The sequence below is a fragment of the Rickettsia fournieri genome, from assembly GCF_900243065.1.
GTDB lineage: Bacteria > Pseudomonadota > Alphaproteobacteria > Rickettsiales > Rickettsiaceae > Rickettsia > Rickettsia rickettsii.
This window is the reverse complement of the sequence record NZ_LT978482.1, coordinates 56,158-76,393: the sequence shown is the minus strand read 5'-3', so window position 1 is coordinate 76,393 and position 20,236 is coordinate 56,158. Positions and strand designations below refer to the sequence as shown.

The window sequence follows — 20,236 nt, the reverse complement described above, 5'->3', positions numbered from 1 at the left end:
ATCCTAATTATCTAACTGATTTTCATCCCGCTAGAGACCCACTCTAAATAAAACCCTAAAATAATACCAATAGCTACAATTGCTCCAGCAAGTCTTAAATTACCCCTGACCACTGCCCAGATTGAGGATAAAATCGTTGCCCCTGATATCCCGATAGTTTTTAGTTTACCAGTAGATAGCCCACCAATCCTATCTAATTGCCCCTCTAATGTTTCTCCTAAAGCAACTTCAGATAGTATTACATTTACACAAAAAATTAATAATAGCGGCAATAAATTATATATTATCCTTAAATACTGTTTATTATTTTCTTTTTCTATTACATCTTTGTTTTTTACATTCATGATGCTTCTCTTCTTTGTTATTAGTTAACTTTGTTACTTCTTTTTCTAAATCAAACTTAATGAGTCTAATCGGTGCTGGTTTGCTTTTAGTAAAATTAAGCATTAAATCTTGGATCGTGCCATTTTCCCCAATTAGGGTTAAGTAAAGCTTTACTTTATCTTGCTGCGGTAAAATAAATAAACAGCCCGAATCATGCACAACTATTTCTGCAGCTTCCTGCGGATGAATAAAGAGATCATTAATCTTTTCTCCTTCTATATTAATCCTAGTTGGAGCATCTTTTGCTATTTGCAGCTCTAACAAAGAATCAGCATGTAACATATAACCTATAGCGTAAGTATTACTACTAAAGCTTGCAAGCATTATGCCAACAAAAACTACTAATATCTGTAACTCTGACTGCAAACTTTTCATTGCTTATTTACCTCTTCTTCCTTAATACCTGTAAGTAATAATAAATGATTTACTCCTCGCTTGTAGGTTAACAAATAAGTTTTATCAGCTGCTATATGCTTATTCTCAGAAAACCAATAACGAAATGTTCCGTTAATTAATACTCCATCCTCAATAACTTTTACTTTTTTAGGAAAAAATACCGATGAAATATTAGATCCTTTAACAAAATTTAAATGTTCTTTAAAAAACTTATCTAGTGGCTCTGTATTACTAGAGACCACCTTCATATCCGCTATTTGCCTCTCTACTCCTTCTGGCGAAGTAGTAAATAATTCTTTCATTACAAAAACTGCCCATTCTTTAAGATATGTTTCATGATAGCTTTTGGATGATACTATCATACGACGATCTGGCTCTATTGCCGGAATTAATAACCATTTTTCTTCCGTGCTAACTGTTTTCATCATTCCAAGTAGACTTGTAACTGCAAGCAGCAATGTGATCAGCAATAATCTCTTATTATATTTAACAAGTTCTTGTATGGAGCTTTGCTTAAATAAATGATCCATTACTTACCTACCTTTTTACCAAGTAGATTAGGATAAGAAGTAGGAGCATATAGCCATTTCTTAGCTACTAAATAACTCTTAAGTATAAAATATTCTGATATTTTCTTAAACTTTTTAAATGTATAGCAAAGTACAATACCAGCTATAATGCATATCATCCCAAGCTTAGCATGTCCGCTATTTAGTAACACTATCCCAGGTACTATACCAAGTAAGATAATGAACCACTCATCTAAGCTTAAGGCCATATATTTTAGGGGAGTAGAGAGTGAGCAATATAATCTTTGATTAGCACAATTATTATTCATATTAATTAAGTGATATTTCCATTAATAGATAAGTTTTACTAATGATGACATTAACATCCTAATTTTTACATTGCCAGTGGAGTTTTAAGCCATAATAAAAAAAACTGTAATTCATCTAAAACTGTGGATATCTGGAGATAGAATCTATAGCTCTATCCATGAATTTGTTGATAACTAGCAGTAATTTTGATAATATTAATGAAATAAATTATTGGTGAGTTGTGTATGTTTAGAAGTGATGTAGAGTTAAAATTAGAATGTTTAAAACTTGCTATTCAGTCCTGCTGTAGTTATGATGCTGTGGATCTTGCAAAACAATATTATCGTTTTCTTGTAGAAAATAGTGAAAATGTGCCGGTGCAATTCTTTTTGAATAATAAAGCTAATTTAAATTGACATTTTTTAAGATAAGTTAGTATCGAAAATAGAGCTTTAGCTTTTTATTTTAAGGCATAAACTAAATTAATAATGTCCTCTACAACTTTCTATTTCTATAGTTTGATTTTTTTCATTAACAAAATATATCAATCTATGTTCTTGATCTATCCTTCTAGACCAAAAAACACTTAATTCATATTTTAAAGGTTCAGGTTTCCCTATTCCGGTGTAAGGGGTGAGACTAATATTATCTATTAAAAGCCTAATACGTTTACTCATTTTGGGGTTGGTACGTTTCCAAAATTGCAACTGCTCTAGGGCTTAATCAGACCAAGTGACTTTCAACTTTTATTACCTTCTTTTTTCTTCTTTACCTTCAAAAGGTATTCTGTAATATCTTCAGCAGGTATACCACTATCATAGTTCATCCACCACCCATCTTCAGCGTTTTCTATTTGAGCAATATCTTCCTTAGTAATTGATAAAATATAATCTTTAATATCATTTATTATATTAGCTTTAAAAAATTCCTTTATCTTTTCTGTAGTAATAATATTATCTGCTTTCTCTATAGCTTCATACCAAATAGAATGTCTATGCGTTAGATTACGTAAATAAGCAGCTGAATGTTCACCATAAAAAGAATATACTTTATGAAGTAATTTTTTTTGTTGCTCGGTATAAATAGCAAAATCTATTTCGCCAGGCAAAGGAATTACATTATCTCTAAAGCTACCAAATATTGAGCGTAAAGCCGGTACTACTGGTCCATGTTTCCAAGCCTTGATCTCTTCTTCAAATAACACCTTATCAAATAAAGCAAGATGAATGCCTTGAGCAAAATATATTAATTTCTGCAGCTTTAACTGGGTTATACTATCCCCTGCTTCTCTATCAACTAATACTAAAAAATAATTAGCTACATCAAAACAGCTAAGTACTTTATCTTTTTCTTTAATATTCATAAATTTATAATTCTTTAATTATGCTTTTTAATAGCTCATTACATTTTTAATAAGCTATAATTTTGTATTAAATTATTTCTATGATAATAGTCCAGATAGAGGAACTTCCAAGCTTGTTGTAATATTTTACCACTTTCCTCTCTAGCATCTCTGTTTTTATAGAACTCACTTAATACAGGAGTTATTATAACATAAACATATCAATTAATATATATTTAAGATTTTGTATTTATAATGGCATTTATAGCTTTTTGCATATATTCTCGAGCAGTATCAGTGGCAAGTCTAGCATAAACTGCTGTTGATCTTGGATCTCTATGATTTAGAAGTTGTCCTATCACATATTGATTTGCTCCGGTCATTGCCATCCAGCTTGGTATTGTTCTTCTTAAATCATGGATCCTTAAATTTTCTATTCCTGCCTTTTTACAAATCCTCTTCCATGCTTTCTTTGGTTCTTGCAAATGACCACTACTGCTAGTCTCACTTGGAAATACCCATTCGCTTGTAGATTGCTCTTTTCGTGCTTTTAATATTTCTACTGCTTGATCTAGTAAAGGTAAACGGTGAGGATCACCATTCTTAGTATCTGGAAGATATAATTGTTTATCAGCAAAACTCACCTGTTCCCAACGCATAGTAAGTATATTATCCTTACGAACTGATGTATACAAAGCTATTAAGAAAAAATCCTTCATTACTTGGTTTTCCTCACCTGCTATTGCTGTAAAAAACTGTGGTATTTCTTCTCTAGTTAAATACCTGCTTCTTGATTGTTCCTTGTGCTTCTTTATGCCAATAACTGGATTTATTGTCAGCAATTCCCATTCTATTGCTTTACTAAATACAGGACTTAAAACTTCAAGAAATCTATTAGCTCCATACTTACCAGTTTTAGTTAAATTATTAAACAACTCTTGAATATCTGTTTTTTGAATGGTGGATATTTTTTTGTGATATAAATGTTTGGCATATCTATCTACCGAGGCAGCATAATCTTTCCATCTTTTATTATTAATTTTACTATATTCATTAAGGTATTTGTCATAAAGCTCCTTAAATGTCAGTTCCTTAGCTAATCTAATCTTTTCTGCTACGGGATTATATCCTTTTGCAATCTCGCCTTTTAATTCAGATGCTTTGGCTCTAGCATCATGAATTGATAAATCAGGGAATACACCTATTTTGATTCTATGATATTTCTTATCAAGTACTGTGCCCAAGTAAAATATTTTACTACCACCATATGATACGATTAGCAATAATCCTTTTTCTTTGGTATCTTTATATATGTCTCTTTTTGCTTGTGGGGCTTTAATTTCATGGAGTAGCTCTTTAGTAAAAACTAGTGATTTAACTGACATAACTCCTCACACGGCTTAATTCATATATAATTAAACTGTAGTATGCTTTGCTCAGAAAAACAAATCTTATGTTAAATAGAATTATACTTTAAAAAATGATGATTTATCCTAACTACATACAATTCAATAACCAATAGTTGCTATAATTTTTTATCAAATTCAAAAGGTCCAAGTATATTTCAAGATAAAAATTGATCATGAATTTGAACTCACTATATGCTCATCATATCCACATATTATTTTCAAATTTGTAATATTTTTTAGATATTGACAAATAATTGTAACTCTACTACAGTTAAGCCTATAATTATGGTAATTAAGGAAAACCCATTAAATACTAGGATTATGAGCTACAAATTAGTATATGAGAAAAGAACAAAAAAATAGGGTAAGAGTGGCTTTTAGGTTTACATCGTAAAGGTCAGAGGTTCGAATCCCCTATCGCCCACCAGCATAAAGTCAAGCTCTTCTTAATCTGCTAATTTTACCCCCTACTCCATATGCTGCTTATATGCTCCTCGCATTTTTAAAAATGGTGTCTTAATTGCTCTATTACCTCGATTAAACCTAATGTTTAAGTTGAGGTCTTATGCACACTATATGCTGCTCACGTTTCACTCCTGATTGTGTAACACATGATCATGGTGATCAAAGTTCAATTATTTTCTATAATTTTGTTGGTAATTTTATCCCTCCTGAATGGAATCATCTCTCCTCTAGTAATGGTAAAATCTTAAGCAAAACTGCAAGACAGCTACTATCTCTTATAGTCTTCCGCTTGCAAATCTACTACAATAACAGTATCGATGAACTTCAAGAAACCTATCATTTCTTTGAAGAGTCTCTAGGTGTCTGTCAAGAACGTATAAGACAATGCTTACTTGAATTAAAAAAGAGCGGATTCATTGAAGTTTATAACACAACTATTGTCAAATATGGCATTAAATGCCGTAATACTCCTTGTATTAGATTAATGAAAAATTTCCAACCTGCCCATGGCAAAATTACCCATGAACATGAAAAAAATTTTACATTTTTATTATCAATTTTTACCTTGCAATCTACTTGGACCATTTGAATTTACGAATAAATAATTACAATTATTAGTTGTTTATATTGTAGAAGTAATAATAAGTTCAGTTTTAGTAATTATATTTGATATAGAATTTGCTATTACAATTAAAACATACTACAGTTTTAAGTATATATTTTAGTTAAGCTGTGGTAGGTAATATTATGCCAGTTAGATCATTACTTTTTACTAAAGAGATACTTCAGGAGATTAAAGCCCCAGAAGAAAAGCGAGATATATATAAAGATACCAAAGAAAAAGGATTATTGCTAATCGTTTCATACGGTGGTAGTAAAATATTTTATTTAGGGGTAGTACTTAGCAAAAAGTATCATAGAATCAAAATAGGAGTATTTCCTGATCTATCCATTACTGATGCTAGAGCCAAAGCATCTGAATTAAAGGGTGAGATTGCCAAAGGATATAATCCTATAGAAGAAAAAGCTAGATTATCTAAAGAGCCTACCTTTAAAGAGTTTTATGTGACAGATACCTTGATGAATACAGTAAAATTAATAATAAAAGATGGAAGGATTATGCTGCTTCTGTCAATCGATATGCTAGGCATTTATATAATAGAAAAATATCTACTATTCAAAAAACAGATATTCAAGAGTTGTTTAATAATTTAACTAAAACTGGTAAATATGGAGCTAATAGATTTCTTGAAGTTTTAAGTCCTGTATTTAGTAAAGCAATAGAATTGGAATTGCTTACAATAAATCCAGTTATTGGGATAAAGAAACATCAGGAACAATCTAGAGATCGTTATTTAACTAGGGAAGAAATACCACGATTTTTCACAGCAATAGCAGATGAGAAAAACCAAGTAATGAAGGATTTTTTCTTAATAGCTTTGTATACATCAGTTCGTAAAGATAATTTACTTACTATGAAATGGGAACAGGTTAGTTTTACTGACAAACAATTATATCTGCCAGAAACTAAAAATGGTAAGCCTCATTCTTTACCTTTGTTAGATCAAGCATTAGAAATATTAAAAGCAAGAAAAGAGCAATCTACTAGCAAATGGGTATTTCCAAGTGAGAGCAGCAGTAGTGGTCACCTACAAGAACCAAAGAAAGCATGGAGCAGGATTTGTAAAAAAGCAGGCATAGCAAATTTAAGGATTCATGATTTAAGAAGAACAATACCAAGCTGGATGGCAATGACTGGAGCAAATCAGTATGTAATTGGACAACTTCTTAATCATATGGATCCAAGAGCAACTGCAGTTTATGCGAGACTTGCCAATGATACTGCTAGAGAATACATACAAAGGGCAATTGATGCAATGATCCCGAAAGTACAACAATGATGGCAGTTTTCGGATTTTATGTTTGAGAATAAAGTAAAATTAGCTAAAAAATCGCGCAATATCCGTAATATCGTTATTTCACTAATTATAGGTATTACTGTAGGTATAACAATAGATCATAGTATATTAAACCTATTAGTTAGTCCTAATGTCCAAACTACTCACTCTACTCAGGATGAGATGAGTATACCAAATAAAATTATACCAGAAGATTCACAAGCAATTGTGATGCCTTCTAGTAAAATTGATACATGCTTTACTCCTCCATCCGGTTGTAGCAAAGTTATCACTGCGATAATAGATAAGGCGAGCACCTCTATATATGTTCAGGCATATGGTTTTACTGATATTGATATAGCAAATTCCTTAATTGCAGCCCATAAGCGAGGTGTACAAGTTAAAATCCTATTAGATAAAAGCAATCTATACTCTAAATATTCTAAACTGTCTAAAATTAAATCAGCAGGCATTGATGTATTAATCGATAACGTACCTGGTATTGCCCATAACAAAGTTATGATTATTGATGAGTATGTAGTAATTACTGGTAGCTTTAATTTTAGTAAGAATGCAGATTATAAGAATGCAGAAAATGTAATTATTATCAATGATCCAATAGTAGCAAGACAGTATTTGCAAAATTGGCTATCCAGAGAACATGTCAATAACAACCTTACTAACCAAGATTAATTTTTTCGTTTGTGGGATAAGAGATTTATAGTATTTAGGAAAAAGAAACATATAATGAAGTTAGCATCACAACGAAATAAGACATATTAGATGTTATAAGAAAAATATAGTCATAAAATCATTCATAATTTATAAATATATCTTATATGGATACTATCACCATTCATTTTTTAGCTATATGTATAACATCAACATAAAAAGCTTTCAAAAAAAACAAAAATCTTTTTATCGGCAAGTCATAAATAAAATCCTATCTCCAAATTAACGCAGTTTTAAGTTAAATAATAGTTTTTTTATTTTTGATATAAAACTCCACTGGCAATGTCCGAATTAGGATGTTAATGTCACCATCTGTAATGTCTATTAAGCTCGTTAATATGAACAATAATTGCTCTAATCAAAGACTATACTGGTCATTATCTACTTCCTTAAAATATATGGGTTTAAGTTTAGATGAATGGTTTGTCGTATTACTTGGGATGGTGCCTGGAATAGTTTTGCTTAATAGTGGTAATGCCAGGCTTGGGGTCATGTGCATTATTATCGGTATTACGCTCTGCTATACATTTAAGAAGTTTAAGAAAGTATCAGAATATTTTGTACTAAGAAGTTATTTAGTAGCTAAGAAATGGCTACCTGCTCCTACTTCTTATCCTAATCTACTTGGTAAAAAGGTAGGTAAGTAATCGGAAAAAAGTAATGGATCATTTATTTAAACAGAGCTCGATTCAGGAATTAGTGCAATATAACAAGAGATTGTTGTTTATCACATTGTTACTTGCACTTACTTGCTTACTTAGCATGATCAAAGTAATTACCAAAGAAGAGCAATGGTTATTAATTCCAGCCATAGAGCCAGATCGCAGGATGATAGTATCATCAAAAAGCTATCATGAAACTTACCTAAGAGAATGGGCTGTTTTTGTAATGAAAGAATTATTTACTACTTCACCTGAGGAGGTAGAGAGGCAAATAGCTGATTTAAAAGTGGTATCTAGTAATACGGAGCAGCTAGATAAGTTTTTTAAAGAGCATTTACAATTTGTGAAAGGCTCAAATGTATCGTCGGTATTTTTTCTTAAGAAAACACAGATTACTAAAGATGGAGTATTAATAAATGGCACATTTCGTTATTGGTTTTCTGAGAATAAACATATCTCAGCTGATAAGACATATCTTTTATCTTACAAGCGAGGAGCTAATCATTTATTGCTGCTAACTGGTATTAAAGAAGAGGAAAATAATCATGAAAAGTTTTAAATCGCATCTTAAGATTTTGGTATTGTTTATTGGGGCTTTGTTAAGCTTTAATAATGCTTATGCTATAGGTTATATGTTACATGATGATTCTGTATTAGAGCTACAAATAGCAAAAAACTCTCCAACCAGGATTAGTATCGAAGGTGAGAAGATTAACGATATTATGATACATCCTAAAGAAGCAGCAGAAATAATAGTCCATGATTCAGGATGCATATTTGTTTTACCGCAACAAGGCAAAAATAAAGTTTACATCAGTATAGTTGCTGAAAGTGGCATAGTGCAAGATCTGCTGTTAAGTTTTACTAAAGATAAACCAAGCCCAATCAGATTGTTAAAATATAATTTTAAAACAGCAGAAACGCAGCAGTTGAGTAAGTATCCAACTAATCAAAACTTACCTGCATATAACGCATATAAAATAAAGCAAGAGGTTAAAAAATAGAGATATGTTTAATAAAATAATAAAAAAGATATTTAATAAAAAGCATTTAGGTTACGTAGTATTAATCACATTTTGCTGTTGCTTATTTCAGGAGATAGTATTTGCTAATAGTTTAGAGGGGCAATTAGATAAAATTGGCGGTCTTTCTACTGGTAAGCTTAAAACTATAGGAATATCAGGGGCAACGATTTTAGCTGCCATTTGGGCAGTAGTAAAGGGAAATTTACGATTTGCTGGAGCAATTGTAGCTATTGGTATTATTTTAGGTTTTTATTTAGATTGGGTCTCTGCTGGTATGAAAATCAGTTAGAAATTAAGTAGATAGCTAGATTGTATTGATAAAATATAAAATTGGATAATAAGCTATGGATCAAGAAGATCAAAAAGATATAGCAGACAAGCATAGCGTTGCAACTAGTAAATTATATTCTAAGTTCACTAGTGTTAAGTTACAGTTATTAGAATTGATAGATCGAGTCAAAACTAAACCTATCGTCTCTTTAGCTGCTTTGGGAGTAATTATCACCTTAATATTTTATTACTTTTCTGATAGCAACGAGCCAAATAAATTAATAGAAGAAGAACGTACAACCAGAAAGGAAATATCAGGAGTGGAAAAGGCAGTAGATCCAAGGGCAAAATGGACAGAAGAAGTGTTAAATGAAGTCAGAACTATAAAAAACCAATTAGAAACTGTTATAGAAAATAAATCTTTAGAGAGTAAATCAAAGATTGATGAGGTTAATCAAAAATTAGAATCATTAGAACATAACATCAATGACAAGCCATTACTTTATGATTCTCTGCCTTTTGATTTGCAAAAAGAAAACTTGGCACAAGAAGAGCTAGCAATAAAATCTACACCACTAACATCCTCGAGAAGAGAATTTCGTTACGTTACAAGAGTAAACTCTAGAATAAAAAAAGAAGTGAAAGATTATATTACTACTGGTAGTTTTGCACGAGGATTACTTCTTACCGGAGTAGTAGTTGGCACTGGCACCAATAACGCCTCCTCTCCTGAGCCAATCATGATCAGGCTTGTTGATACAGCAAATTTTTCTAAAGGCTATAAAACAAAGCAGATAAAAGAAGCAATATTAATTGGTTCATGTAGCGGTGATATTTCATCAGAGCGTGCTAAATGTCGCTTAGAGACAGTATCGCTGATCAATAATAAAGGAGATATTATAGAGAAGAATGTAGAAGGTTGGTTAATTGGGGAAGATGGCAGACCTGGTATTAAAGGCATAGTAGTTGATAAATCCTCAGATATAGCAAGAATGGCAGTACTGAACGGAGTACTTGGAGGCATCGCTCATTTTTTCCAGAATCAGGCAACTAATGGCATTTTTCCAATATCGCCAATGACCGGTCAACAAAATGCTCTCAAAGCTCAGGATGCGTTAAAAGCAGGTCTATACTCAGGCACTGGCAATGCTTTAGAAAAGCTAGCTGATTTTGCAATAAAGCGAGCAGAAAGTATGAGTCCAGTAATTGTGGTCGGATCAGGCAGAATAGTAGATGTAGTATTTAGAAAAGGTTTTGATTTAATAGATAGTGGTGAAGAGAAGCAATTAATAGCCTATAGAGATAATTTTACTGAGCAAGTAAATTATCACAATCAGAATGATAATAATTATCCAAGTAGATCAAACAGAATTAATAGCTTTGCTAATAATAATTTTTCTAAAACAAATCAAAAATTAAGAGAACGATTTCTCAAAGATGATAAGAATTGGCAGCAGCAATTAGATGCAGAATCTACAGCCAATAATAACATCCTAGAGCAAGAAGGTGGATTTTAATGAAGAGATTATCCAAGATTGTATTATTGCTGTTACTTACTATCAGTATTAGCAGCTGTAAATTAATGCCATATCGCAGTGACTTTGATTGCCCTATTCCTGAAGGTATAAAGTGTAAATCTTTATATGAGGTTAATAAGATGGCAGATCTTGGCATGTTCGATCCAAGTAAACAAGATAACATAAAAATATGCTGCAATAAAAAACGTCAAAAAAACCTTTGATAGGGAGTAAGTAAAACAGTCGTCAGGTTAAGAGGTACAAAAATGCAAGCTGATATCCATAAAGATTTTACCCGCACAAGCCTTGCTAAACATTTTGTTTATGAGTCATATGATCAGGATTCCGGCTTATTTTTTAATAGGGCTTCAGTAGGATTTGTATTACTTGGCTGGCCGCTTGTTGGAGCAAGCTTGCTAGCTCAAGGTGAGATTGCTGAATTTATCAAAAGTGATGAGAATTTACCAGCAGGCAGTAGTTTTCAAGTACTGATGATTGGCTGTGATCATATAAAGGAATATTTAGATAACTGGCAATCATATAGAAAGTGCGGCATCTTTGCTGAACTGAGTCATAAAAGAGCAAAGTTCTTCCAAGATAAAGCGACAGAAGAAGGCAATATCAAAGATATAGTGTTATTAATTTCAGTTACTATTCCGATACTTACAATTGATATTAACGAAATGATTCGCAGAAAAGAAGTAGTGCAAGATACATTTAAATCAATTGGTATGTTAACTGAAGATGTGGATGCTAAATTATTATTAAAATTGATGCGTTTAATTTTTGGCTGGAATGAAGAAGAGCATCCTGAGCTTAATCCTTATGAGATATTATCGAAGCAGATTTTACCTGGTAATTTTTCTTTGTTTGAAGAGGATAATTCTGTGCATCTTAATAACGAGCAAATATTTATATCTTTAGAGGCAAGTAAAAGACCATCAGAGTGGCGATTATCAGCCATGGATTTGTTTTTAGGTAATGAAATGCGGCGAGATGAATATATTAGATCAAACTTTCTGATGCATTTTGGTTTGCAAATAGCATCAAATCAAATGATGGCAAAAACAGCAGCCATTACTAAAAGAGAGGCTTTAGAGAGAAATATTAATGCTGGTATGGGTAAGTTTTTTCCAAATTTAGCACATGAAGCAGAAGATTTAGCAGGAGCAGTAGCAAATTTGCAAAATGGCGATAGAGTAGTCAATATCCACTTCAATGTTATTATGTATGGCGATACTGATAAAACAAAAGTATCAGCATCGCAGTTTTGTACATACTTAAGAAGAAGTGGTTGGTATTTTGTCCCTTGCAACTATGATCATTTAGTTGTGCTGCTTGCAAGTTTACCTATGCAGTTAGTTGAAGCTATACCTAATACTTTGAGCAACAAGTTTAAAGGTATATTATCCCCTAAAATAGCAGGAGTAGGAGTAGCATTATCAAATCTTGGTAGAGGCATCAAAACTATTGCTGCAGAAAGTAAAGTATTACTGCCCATTATTGGTGAGTGGAAAGGAGATCTTAGCTCTCCTGGGATGCTACTTGTTGGCAGAAGAGGACAGATTATGTATTGGTCACCTTTTGGTAGTGCTTTGGTAGCAAAATTAGGACAAAATACTAATTCCACACCAAATGAGAATTTTAATCTTTGTATAGCAGGAGTTCCTGGCTCTGGTAAATCGGTTTTTATGCAAGAGCCAATGCTGTCGGTACTTGGAGTTGGCGGTCGAGTATTTGTTCTTGATTATGGGAGATCATTTAAAAGAACTTGTTTGTTACTGGGCGGTAATTATATTGAATTTGATGTAAAAAATCCTATTTCTATTAATCCATTTTCAGAAATTCCAGCAGACGGCAGCGAAGGCTCAATTGAAGCACAGGCAGATTTTCTAGCAAGTTTTCCATCGATTCTAGCTACTATGGCAGCTCCGCAATATGGAACTAATGATTTGCAGCAACCAATGCTGCAAAAAGCCTTAATAGCTGTGTGGCACGCAAAAGGAGCAAGAGCTGAGATAACTGACATAGCAGATTGGTTACTTAAAAGAGAAGAATCTTACGCACAGGAACTTGGTAATATGTTATTTCCGTTCACCAGAGATGGACAATATGGCAAGTTTTTTAGTGGTAAGGCAAAATTATCCTTAAGCTCAGATATAGTAGTAATTGAAACTGATCATTTACGTAGCAGCCCTGCATTGCTTGCAGTGATCGTACAAATCATGATTGTTCATATTAACCAGAGCATGGTTAAAGGTGATAGGAAGCGTCCTTTTCTAATCATGATTGATGAAGCATGGAAATTACTATCTGGCAAGAGATCTGGAGAATTTATTGAAGAAGCAGGTAGAATTGCAAGAAAATATAACGGCTCAATTACTCTTGCTACTCAGCAATTAACTGATTACTTTAGAGAGGAAGGATCAGCAGCTGAAAAAGCTTTTGAGAACTCATCACATAAAATTATTTTAAAACAAAATCCTGAGAGCTTTAAAGCAATGAGAGCAAGTCCCAAGCTTGCAGGTTTTGTAGATGAGGATTGGAAGCTAAATTTACTGCAATCAATTCATTCAAATCCACCGCATTATAGTGAAGCAGCGATTTATGGAACAAGTGTTAACGGAGTAGTAGCAAGGTTAATGTTAGATCCATTTACTCTAATGCTGACCTCTACTAATGCTAGGGATTACCAAGCCATAGAAGATAGAATGATTGCGGGAATGAGCGTTACAGATGCCATCAATAATATACTGGACGAGAGAGGCTTGGTTTAAAGTGATTAGAAAATATGAGAAGGTATTTAGACATAAAAATTATTGCCATAAACTCCTTTATTTTATTTATAATTATATTGAAGGTAAGTTATGTAAATGCACACAATAATAATTTAGACATAAGCATAAATAATAATTCTAAAATAGCAATTAAAGATTATGGTGTTAGAGGTCATATATTTCCCATTATTGAAGAATCTTTACTAGAGATAATTATGGCGAGGCTCAAAATAGCAAAGCAAAATGGAAAATTAGGAAAAATGCAGGAAGAATTTAAAAATAAAGTACAGCAAAAAATTTCTAGACCAACTGCTATCTTAGCTCTAGCAAAAACAAGCATAAACCGAAATTGGTACTATGATCCGAGCTTTATACAAAAGACAGATATAAAAGATCAAGCGGGAAATATCATAGTAAAAGCTGGAACAAGTGTAAATCCTTTAGAGAAAATAAGCTGGGGAGAACCATTAATATTTATTGATGGAGATGATGAGCAGCAGATTAAGTGGAGTAACTCAAAAATAGGAAAATTAGTACTCACGAGTGGCAATCCTATTAAGCTGGCAAAAAAGTTAAATAAGCCAGTGTTTTTTGATCAAGGTGGCGTGCTTACTACTCGTTTTAAAATAAAAGCAGTACCGGCTATTGCCTGTCAGGAAGGCAAATTACTTAAAATTAGCGAAATCAAGATTAATTGAAATATTATAGTATTTGAGTAAAAATTAAGGTGTGAATAAAAACTGATAAAATCCGGAGGTAATCTATGAAGAAGTGGCAATTACCAGAAGCAAAGAAAAATTTAGAAAAGATAATAGATCAGGTATTACAAGGTCGGGTGCAAGCAATAGTAAAATCTAGTGGAGAAGTAGTATATCTAATCGCAGGTGAGAAAAATAATATGATAGCAGAGCAACCAAAGGTAGTTTATCAAGCAAATACAGATTTAATAACTTCTAAAATACACAAGTAATAATGCAATTAATAATGTTTATTATAATTATTTTGCTTGGTAATTATAGTTATGCATCGATTGGCTGCGTAGGCAGGTTTGTAAATCCAATCACTGATGTTTGCTGGAAATGTTTATTTCCAATTACTATCGGAGGAGTAAAAATTGTGTCAAGTTCTATGGCTGATACTAATAACCCAAGGCAAATTGTTTGTTTTTGCCCTAAGCCTTCAATTCCGATGCCAGTGCCCGGAATTCCAATTGGATTTTGGGAGCCGGTGAGATTGGTTGATGTGACTAAATCTCCGATGTGTATGGTAAGTCTTGGAGGCATTAATCTTGGTACCAGTATGCAAAAAGGTGTTAAGGATGATATAGATGGAAGCAGCTTTTATCATGTCCACTGGTATATCTATCCGGTTATTTACTGGCTTGAGCTATTACTTGATTTTGCCTGTTTAGAAATGTCACAAGTAGATATCGCATATTTAACTGAATTTGATCCATTATGGGGAGATGATAACAAGGCTGCTATATTAAATCCTGAAAGTTTATTATTTGGCAATATTGCAGCTCAAAGTGCTTGCATAGCTGATTGCATTAGCTGTAGTTCTGGTAATCTCTCAAATGATAGGGTGTTTTGGTGCGGGGGATGTCAAGGATCTCTTTATCCATTTACTGGTACGACTAGCTCTCATAATGACGGAGTTGGTACTTCTGCGTTAATAGTAGCTAAATTTATGGCTAAGTTACATAGAGAATTATTGCTCTGGGGTTATATGGGAAAAGAAGGATTATGTTCTAAATATCCAATGCCAATAATCAAAAAGAGCCAGTATAGACTTCAGATGACTTATCCAATCCCTGCAATTCATTCTTGTAAAAAGATTGGTGAGACTGAAACTACCTGGCAGGGTGCACGCGAATTCCCAGTGAAAGGTGAGGATTTTGGTTATTTGATTTGGCGTAAACGCAGTTGCTGTCTCTTTTGATTTTATAATGATGATGTAGAAGCTAAATTTACAAATATAGAGATATGCAATTTAACTTAAAGGCAATAATTTTAACTTGTTTACTAATATTAGGTGGAACAAGTTCTTTGGCACAACCAGCAGTATTGTTACATAATATAGTACAGCCTAAGTTAGAGCCTAACACATATAATAACATCTATATTTTTGTTTCATTTTCAATGCCTAATTCAGCATTAAAGAGTTATTATATTGAAGCAGAACAAAAAGGTGTAAGACTTATAATGCAAGGTCTAAAAAATAATTCTTTTTTAGAAACTAAAGCAAAAGCTGATGAAATTGGTATTAGCTTTGATATTGATCCAAATCTATTTGAGAAATATCAAATTACTTCTGTACCGATAGTAGTGATAGATAATAACCAAGGCAAAGTTAAAAAACTAGCAGGTCATATAGGATTAAATTATGCATTGCAGATAATGCAAGAGGAACAAATGTGAGACAAAGTATTAATATTATTATGTTAGTTACTTTAGTGATGAATGCAATCAGTTCTTACTCTGCTACTATGGAGGATAGTTATAATAGTGCCAGACAGTATGAACACAGTATTAAGCTTGGTAATCCTGATCAAATGGGCAATAAGATAATATTTGATAAAGAGGTAAATATATCAAATTTAAGTAAAATGAATGATCAAGACTTAACAAATCAAGGTAGTGTTATGCTAAATAACTCTGCACAAGGGCAATTACTGCAACAAAGTGAGCTGAAGAAAATAAATGCAATGCAAGAATATGACCTTAATCCTGACAATCCCCTAATTAGTAATTCAGCTAAGATTGAGGCAGATCCATTAAAGCATACAGAAGGGACTGCACTTAATGTTAGTGAAAAACTATTCAAAACCAAAATTAATAAGAGTTGCTGTGAAGGGGCAGAATTTGAAATAGATATTATCAGGAATCTTATACTAGATGCTGAATTAATAGATAAATGGGGAGATTGGCAAGATAGAAGTATAGCATTTTCAGGTTCTGAGATAAGTAACAGTTATCGTCACTGGCTTTATCCTGTTTTTTGGAAAAAGAAAAGACATTTCGGTAAGCGTAAAACAATATACAGCATGCATATGCATAATAATCAAGCAATAATGCTTGATGTAAGAGCAGCAATTGCTGGTAAGTTAAATGTTTCTCTTGATCATATTGATACATATATCGGCATTTCTTCTCAAGGAGAAGGAGCGTTAACTGAAGGCTGGGATAGAGATATAGTAAAATGGGATAGATATGTTTTTACTTATAAATATCGTGATAAAATCAAGGAATTTAGAGAAAAAGATGAATATTTCCAAATAGTAAATAAATATTTAGAAGCTTTGCTTGAAGAACATGAATGCCATGAAATAAATCGCATATGTCTTGAAGCTGGTAATAAATTATTTTTTAATCAATATAGTGTTAATCGTCCATGCTGGAGTGAGCAAATTAACTATCAATGTAGTAGTGAGCCAAAATATGGGTGTGATCATTTAAAGAAGCAAGGTTGTGAACTTGCAAGGAGCAATTGTGTTAAGCAAGCTGCTAGTATTTGTTTGCAATGGCACAAAGATTATATATGTATAGCCCAGAAAAAAGAGCTTAGCTCCTCTATAGCAGGATCAAAAATGTTTTGTTTAGGAGGGAATTGTCATACTGCAACTATTGTGCCAAATAATGATATTGCAAGTATTGGGCACCTTGCCATGTTAAATGAAATGAAAAAAGATATGCAGACAAATCCGATTTCAGTATTTAAGGGGCATGCCAGCAGTTGCCGCAAAGTAAATATTGGCAATTTTCTTAATTGTTGTTCTGGATTCAAAGGTTGGGGACGGGATCTAGGGCTTAGCAGGTGTAATGCAGAAGAAAAAGCCTTAGCCTTAAAAAGGGCAAAAGGTCAGTGCTACTATGTTGGGACATATTGTGCCAAGAAAGATAAAATATTTAAGACATGTATTACTAAAAAATCTACTTATTGTTGTTTTAATTCAAAACTTGCAAGAGTTTTTCAAGAGCAAGGTAAAGCTCAATTAGCTATTAGTTTTGGCACAGGGCAGCAGGCTAATTGTCGTGGGTTTACAGTAGAAGAGTTACAAAGAATAGATTTTTCTAAATTTGATTTAGAGGAGCTATTTAGTGATTTACTTGATCATGCTAAAAGTAAAATGAATAAGAGCTTTCCGCAGCAACTAAAAAATCAGATGCCTATAATGCAACAACAAAGGTTTAATAATAATCGTACTGATTCAAATTTATCTTATTAAAATAATGAAGTGGCTAGTAAACACAATAATTAAATCATCACTAGCTATTATATTATTAGTAATTAATTTATTGTTATTAATTAATGATTGGTCAAATCATGCATTTGCCGGTACTATGGAGTTAGATAGTAGTAATAAAAATGAAATGATTAGATTTAATGTAAATAATCAGTTTTGGCAACAACCTCAAGGGTTTTTATGGTATAACGAGGATCATGCTTACAAGCCAGAAATATTAAAATTTTCTCAAGATAAAAAAAAGCAAGAGCCAGAACTTGAGCCTTATGATGAAAGGATAGACGCTTTAAAGAAGGAATTTAATAGAGCACAGCACAAAGCCTTAGATGATCCTACTCTTGAAAATGTCATTATTGCTCAAAGGTTACATAAACAAATTTTAGAAAAATCACATAAATTTGCTACCATGTGGCAACTAGCAACGATATTAGATTACAAGCTAGTAAACATGGATGAACCAGTAAATTCCTTACATAAAAAATTATATGAAGTAAGGCAAGAAGAAGAAAACAGCAAAAAACTAAGATTGTTAGCTAAGGATTGGGGATTAATTCTGCAAGTAAATCAAGGATGTGAGTATTGTCATGCATTTACTCCCATTGTACTAGAATTTGCCAATAAATATAAATTTCAGCTGTTATTTGTCTCCAATGATGGAGAAAATTTTGAACATATAAAAACTACTAGGGATACTGGGTTGCTCAGTCGTCTTAATCCTACAAATTTTGTTCCGGTATTGTATTTAGTGGATAGCAGCGGCATACAAATATATCCAGTTGCAAGAGGAATTATTAATGAAGATAAAATTGCTAAAAATATTTTATTGATAGTTCAGCACTATAATGGACTAAAGGTTAGTGATTATGATTGGTAACAATAAGTTTAGAAGAGTGATCTATATAAAGCATGTGATGTATATTCTCATGATAGTTTTATTGTTACAAGCAACAACATCTTATGCTTGGGATTTACAGGATGTATTTCAAGGCATGAGCGTTAATGTCACTAAACCTGGTGCGTATCAGACTCAAGCAGCTGGCTATTATGCGGCAGGAGGGTTATCTATCAGAACTAATAAAACATCTTTCAATCCGATTTCTATTACTCCTCCCTCGTTAAACATGAGCTGTAGCGGTATTGATTCTTATCTTGGTAGTTTTTCGATTATCTCAGGAGATGAGCTAGTCCAGCTGATGAAAAATATAGGCTCGCAAGCAAAAGCTTATGCATTTTCATTGGGCCTTAAGACCTTTGCTCCGCAAATAGAAAATGCCTTAAAAGATTTAAGAAATCTTGCTATGGAAATGAATCAATTTGCTAAGGGCGATTGTGAAATGACTAAAGCTATTTTCGCTTCCATTTTGCCTAAAGATTCAGCCATGAGAGAATCAGTTTGCAAGGATTTACAATCCAGCTCTGGCTTTGATTATTTTGCTGCCGGTAAAAAATGTCGTAGTGATTTAGAGCAGAAACAAGCTTTAGCGAATATCCAAAATAAAGATCCAGAGCTAATGCTAGATAATTATAATATTTTTATCAAGGCAGCAGAAAAAGCAGGGATTCCTGAAAATATGAGAAATGCCATTATGTCAATGACAGGAACTATTATAGTTCGAGATAATAATGTCTATTTTCTTGCGTCACTTGCTCAAGATGAAAAGAGCTGGATTGCTCATTTAAAAGGCGGTGAATCTGCCTAAATTTATACTTGTGATAATATTCATTGTTTAAATCCAGTAATAAGACGCAATATTGTTATTTCGCCAGATCAATCATATCAAGGCAAGGCTAAAACAAAACTAGATGAATTAAAGAGTAAACTGGCAAGCAACAATGAGTTTAGTAATGCAGACATATCTTTCCTATCTTCAATAGGGGAAGCATTTCCAATATATGATTATATTACCTTAGAAGCAATATCAGGAGTTACTATTTTAGAGAGTTCGTCAGAGTTAATTGCTAGTTACAGTTTATTGCAGCATTTAAAGGAAGTAATCTCTGAGGTCAGAAAAGCAGTAACTATGCTAAAATCCAAGCAAGTAGCAGATCATCATTTAACTGCCTACTTAAAAGCTTTAGATCGAGTACAAATTTTTGCTCAGGAGAAATGGAGTAATATGCTAACAAACAGCGATCAAATAGAGCGAAGAGCAAGATTAATAGAACAACATTTAATCGCCAAAGAGAAGGCTTAAAAATTAATTATAAATTAAATTAGCAAGCAGATAAGCACAAGTACCAAAATAAGCACAAAGCAGATAAAAATATAAAAAGAATATGGCAGATTACGTAATA

22 protein-coding genes and 3 pseudogenes are annotated in these 20,236 nt (G+C 32.6%); 18 read left to right on the top strand and 7 right to left on the bottom strand.

From position 1 onward, the window contains the following. Positions 1-11 precede the first annotated feature (11 nt). The 4 genes from C4Q30_RS00435 to C4Q30_RS00420 are packed head-to-tail and all read right to left on the bottom strand — an operon-like array spanning position 12 to position 1,618. Positions 12-344, bottom strand: coding sequence for a hypothetical protein (locus tag C4Q30_RS00435; protein WP_103896871.1), 333 nt, complete (start codon positions 342-344; stop codon positions 12-14). Next, positions 304-759 (bottom strand): hypothetical protein, encoded by a 456-nt coding sequence (locus tag C4Q30_RS00430; protein WP_103896870.1) that lies wholly within the window; start codon positions 757-759, stop codon positions 304-306. The genes C4Q30_RS00435 and C4Q30_RS00430 overlap by 41 nt, the downstream gene beginning before the upstream one ends. After that, the gene (locus C4Q30_RS00425; RefSeq protein ID WP_103896869.1) at positions 756-1,310 is read right to left on the bottom strand and encodes a TraE/TraK family type IV conjugative transfer system protein; all 555 of its coding nucleotides are present in this window, start codon (positions 1,308-1,310) and stop codon (positions 756-758) included. Before C4Q30_RS00425 ends, C4Q30_RS00430 begins: the two co-directional genes overlap by 4 nt. Next, entirely contained in the window at positions 1,310-1,618 is a 309-nt protein-coding gene (locus C4Q30_RS00420; protein WP_103896868.1) for a hypothetical protein, read from the bottom strand. The genes C4Q30_RS00425 and C4Q30_RS00420 overlap by 1 nt, the downstream gene beginning before the upstream one ends. Positions 1,619-1,843: 225 nt before the next feature. Here C4Q30_RS00420 and C4Q30_RS08685 point away from each other — a divergent pair, with 225 nt between their 5' ends. Continuing rightward, on the top strand, positions 1,844-2,014 hold the full coding sequence (locus C4Q30_RS08685) for a hypothetical protein (RefSeq protein WP_198913012.1): 171 nt from the start codon (positions 1,844-1,846) through the stop codon (positions 2,012-2,014). Between the two features lie 66 nt (positions 2,015-2,080). On the opposite strand, the gene C4Q30_RS00415 is transcribed toward C4Q30_RS08685, so the two are convergent. The 3 genes from C4Q30_RS00415 to C4Q30_RS00405 all read right to left on the bottom strand — a co-directional run bounded on the left by C4Q30_RS00415 (position 2,081) and on the right by C4Q30_RS00405 (position 4,325). Further along, the gene (locus C4Q30_RS00415) at positions 2,081-2,305 is read right to left on the bottom strand and encodes a Txe/YoeB family addiction module toxin (protein WP_198913011.1); all 225 of its coding nucleotides are present in this window, start codon (positions 2,303-2,305) and stop codon (positions 2,081-2,083) included. Between the two features lie 32 nt (positions 2,306-2,337). Next, positions 2,338-2,961, bottom strand: coding sequence for a Panacea domain-containing protein (locus C4Q30_RS00410; RefSeq protein ID WP_103896867.1), 624 nt, complete (start codon positions 2,959-2,961; stop codon positions 2,338-2,340). Positions 2,962-3,176: 215 nt separating this feature from the next. Further along, a complete protein-coding gene (locus tag C4Q30_RS00405; protein ID WP_103896866.1) occupies positions 3,177-4,325 on the bottom strand; it encodes a tyrosine-type recombinase/integrase in 1,149 nt (382 codons plus the stop codon). A gap of 589 nt (positions 4,326-4,914) precedes the next feature. Between C4Q30_RS00405 and C4Q30_RS00400 the strand changes: the two are divergent. From C4Q30_RS00400 to C4Q30_RS00320, 17 genes and pseudogenes are all read left to right on the top strand, one after another. After that, positions 4,915-5,352: pseudogene (locus tag C4Q30_RS00400) on the top strand (hypothetical protein); the annotation flags it as partial. 194 nt (positions 5,353-5,546) lie between these two features. Further along, positions 5,547-6,715 (top strand): annotated as a pseudogene (locus C4Q30_RS00395) (tyrosine-type recombinase/integrase). A gap of 18 nt (positions 6,716-6,733) precedes the next feature. Next, a complete protein-coding gene (locus tag C4Q30_RS00390; protein WP_103896864.1) occupies positions 6,734-7,405 on the top strand; it encodes a phospholipase D family nuclease in 672 nt (223 codons plus the stop codon). Between the two features lie 377 nt (positions 7,406-7,782). Then, positions 7,783-8,091: a hypothetical protein gene (locus tag C4Q30_RS00385; RefSeq protein ID WP_103896947.1), complete on the top strand. Its 309-nt coding sequence runs from the start codon at positions 7,783-7,785 to the stop codon at positions 8,089-8,091. A 13-nt stretch (positions 8,092-8,104) separates the two neighbouring features. Next, the gene (locus C4Q30_RS00380; RefSeq protein ID WP_103896863.1) at positions 8,105-8,665 is read left to right on the top strand and encodes a TraE/TraK family type IV conjugative transfer system protein; all 561 of its coding nucleotides are present in this window, start codon (positions 8,105-8,107) and stop codon (positions 8,663-8,665) included. Continuing rightward, positions 8,652-9,110, top strand: a complete 459-nt coding sequence (locus C4Q30_RS00375; protein WP_103896862.1) for a TraK domain-containing protein — start codon at positions 8,652-8,654, stop codon at positions 9,108-9,110. Before C4Q30_RS00380 ends, C4Q30_RS00375 begins: the two co-directional genes overlap by 14 nt. A 4-nt stretch (positions 9,111-9,114) precedes the next feature. Further along, positions 9,115-9,420 carry a hypothetical protein gene (locus C4Q30_RS00370; RefSeq protein ID WP_245207378.1) on the top strand — a complete coding sequence of 102 codons (306 nt, stop codon included), beginning with the start codon at positions 9,115-9,117 and terminating at the stop codon, positions 9,418-9,420. Positions 9,421-9,475: 55 nt separating this feature from the next. Beyond that, positions 9,476-10,918 carry a TraB/VirB10 family protein gene (locus tag C4Q30_RS00365; protein WP_103896861.1) on the top strand — a complete coding sequence of 481 codons (1,443 nt, stop codon included), beginning with the start codon at positions 9,476-9,478 and terminating at the stop codon, positions 10,916-10,918. Further along, positions 10,918-11,142, top strand: a complete 225-nt coding sequence (locus tag C4Q30_RS00360; protein ID WP_103896860.1) for a conjugal transfer protein TraV — start codon at positions 10,918-10,920, stop codon at positions 11,140-11,142. Before C4Q30_RS00365 ends, C4Q30_RS00360 begins: the two co-directional genes overlap by 1 nt. Before the next feature lie 42 nt (positions 11,143-11,184). After that, on the top strand, positions 11,185-13,695 hold the full coding sequence (locus tag C4Q30_RS00355) for a TraC family protein (RefSeq protein ID WP_103896859.1): 2,511 nt from the start codon (positions 11,185-11,187) through the stop codon (positions 13,693-13,695). A gap of 14 nt (positions 13,696-13,709) precedes the next feature. Continuing rightward, the gene (gene traW / locus C4Q30_RS00350) at positions 13,710-14,393 is read left to right on the top strand and encodes a type-F conjugative transfer system protein TraW (RefSeq protein WP_103896858.1); all 684 of its coding nucleotides are present in this window, start codon (positions 13,710-13,712) and stop codon (positions 14,391-14,393) included. 65 nt (positions 14,394-14,458) lie between these two features. Then, positions 14,459-14,665, top strand: a complete 207-nt coding sequence (locus C4Q30_RS00345; RefSeq protein WP_103896857.1) for a type II toxin-antitoxin system prevent-host-death family antitoxin — start codon at positions 14,459-14,461, stop codon at positions 14,663-14,665. Positions 14,666-14,667: 2 nt separating this feature from the next. After that, entirely contained in the window at positions 14,668-15,636 is a 969-nt protein-coding gene (gene traU, locus C4Q30_RS00340) for a conjugal transfer pilus assembly protein TraU (RefSeq protein ID WP_103896856.1), read from the top strand. Positions 15,637-15,680: 44 nt separating this feature from the next. Continuing rightward, a complete protein-coding gene (locus tag C4Q30_RS00335; protein ID WP_103896855.1) occupies positions 15,681-16,115 on the top strand; it encodes a TrbC family F-type conjugative pilus assembly protein in 435 nt (144 codons plus the stop codon). A gap of 20 nt (positions 16,116-16,135) precedes the next feature. Continuing rightward, on the top strand, positions 16,136-17,923 hold the full coding sequence (locus tag C4Q30_RS00330; RefSeq protein ID WP_209445180.1) for a conjugal transfer protein TraN: 1,788 nt from the start codon (positions 16,136-16,138) through the stop codon (positions 17,921-17,923). A 1-nt stretch (position 17,924) separates the two neighbouring features. After that, positions 17,925-18,815: a conjugal transfer protein TraF gene (locus C4Q30_RS00325; protein WP_103896853.1), complete on the top strand. Its 891-nt coding sequence runs from the start codon at positions 17,925-17,927 to the stop codon at positions 18,813-18,815. Further along, positions 18,805-20,136, top strand: a pseudogene (locus C4Q30_RS00320) (conjugal transfer protein TraH). Before C4Q30_RS00325 ends, C4Q30_RS00320 begins: the two are co-directional and overlap by 11 nt. Positions 20,137-20,236 lie beyond the last annotated feature (100 nt).

Excerpts from the sequence above, each read along its gene's own strand:
- C4Q30_RS00435 (WP_103896871.1), bottom strand. The coding sequence starts at position 344 with ATGAATGTAAAAAACAAAGATGTAATAGAAAAAGAAAATAATAAACAG.
- C4Q30_RS00430 (WP_103896870.1), bottom strand. The coding sequence starts at position 759 with ATGAAAAGTTTGCAGTCAGAGTTACAGATATTAGTAGTTTTTGTTGGC.
- C4Q30_RS00425 (WP_103896869.1), bottom strand. The coding sequence starts at position 1,310 with ATGGATCATTTATTTAAGCAAAGCTCCATACAAGAACTTGTTAAATAT.
- C4Q30_RS00420 (WP_103896868.1), bottom strand. The coding sequence starts at position 1,618 with ATGAATAATAATTGTGCTAATCAAAGATTATATTGCTCACTCTCTACT.
- C4Q30_RS08685 (WP_198913012.1), top strand. The coding sequence starts at position 1,844 with ATGTTTAGAAGTGATGTAGAGTTAAAATTAGAATGTTTAAAACTTGCT.
- C4Q30_RS00410 (WP_103896867.1), bottom strand. The coding sequence starts at position 2,961 with ATGAATATTAAAGAAAAAGATAAAGTACTTAGCTGTTTTGATGTAGCT.
- C4Q30_RS00405 (WP_103896866.1), bottom strand. The coding sequence starts at position 4,325 with ATGTCAGTTAAATCACTAGTTTTTACTAAAGAGCTACTCCATGAAATT.
- C4Q30_RS00390 (WP_103896864.1), top strand. The coding sequence starts at position 6,734 with ATGTTTGAGAATAAAGTAAAATTAGCTAAAAAATCGCGCAATATCCGT.
- C4Q30_RS00385 (WP_103896947.1), top strand. The coding sequence starts at position 7,783 with ATGAACAATAATTGCTCTAATCAAAGACTATACTGGTCATTATCTACT.
- C4Q30_RS00380 (WP_103896863.1), top strand. The coding sequence starts at position 8,105 with ATGGATCATTTATTTAAACAGAGCTCGATTCAGGAATTAGTGCAATAT.
- C4Q30_RS00375 (WP_103896862.1), top strand. The coding sequence starts at position 8,652 with ATGAAAAGTTTTAAATCGCATCTTAAGATTTTGGTATTGTTTATTGGG.
- C4Q30_RS00370 (WP_245207378.1), top strand. The coding sequence starts at position 9,115 with ATGTTTAATAAAATAATAAAAAAGATATTTAATAAAAAGCATTTAGGT.
- C4Q30_RS00365 (WP_103896861.1), top strand. The coding sequence starts at position 9,476 with ATGGATCAAGAAGATCAAAAAGATATAGCAGACAAGCATAGCGTTGCA.
- C4Q30_RS00360 (WP_103896860.1), top strand. The coding sequence starts at position 10,918 with ATGAAGAGATTATCCAAGATTGTATTATTGCTGTTACTTACTATCAGT.
- C4Q30_RS00355 (WP_103896859.1), top strand. The coding sequence starts at position 11,185 with ATGCAAGCTGATATCCATAAAGATTTTACCCGCACAAGCCTTGCTAAA.
- traW (WP_103896858.1), top strand. The coding sequence starts at position 13,710 with ATGAGAAGGTATTTAGACATAAAAATTATTGCCATAAACTCCTTTATT.
- C4Q30_RS00345 (WP_103896857.1), top strand. The coding sequence starts at position 14,459 with ATGAAGAAGTGGCAATTACCAGAAGCAAAGAAAAATTTAGAAAAGATA.
- traU (WP_103896856.1), top strand. The coding sequence starts at position 14,668 with ATGCAATTAATAATGTTTATTATAATTATTTTGCTTGGTAATTATAGT.
- C4Q30_RS00335 (WP_103896855.1), top strand. The coding sequence starts at position 15,681 with ATGCAATTTAACTTAAAGGCAATAATTTTAACTTGTTTACTAATATTA.
- C4Q30_RS00330 (WP_209445180.1), top strand. The coding sequence starts at position 16,136 with ATGTTAGTTACTTTAGTGATGAATGCAATCAGTTCTTACTCTGCTACT.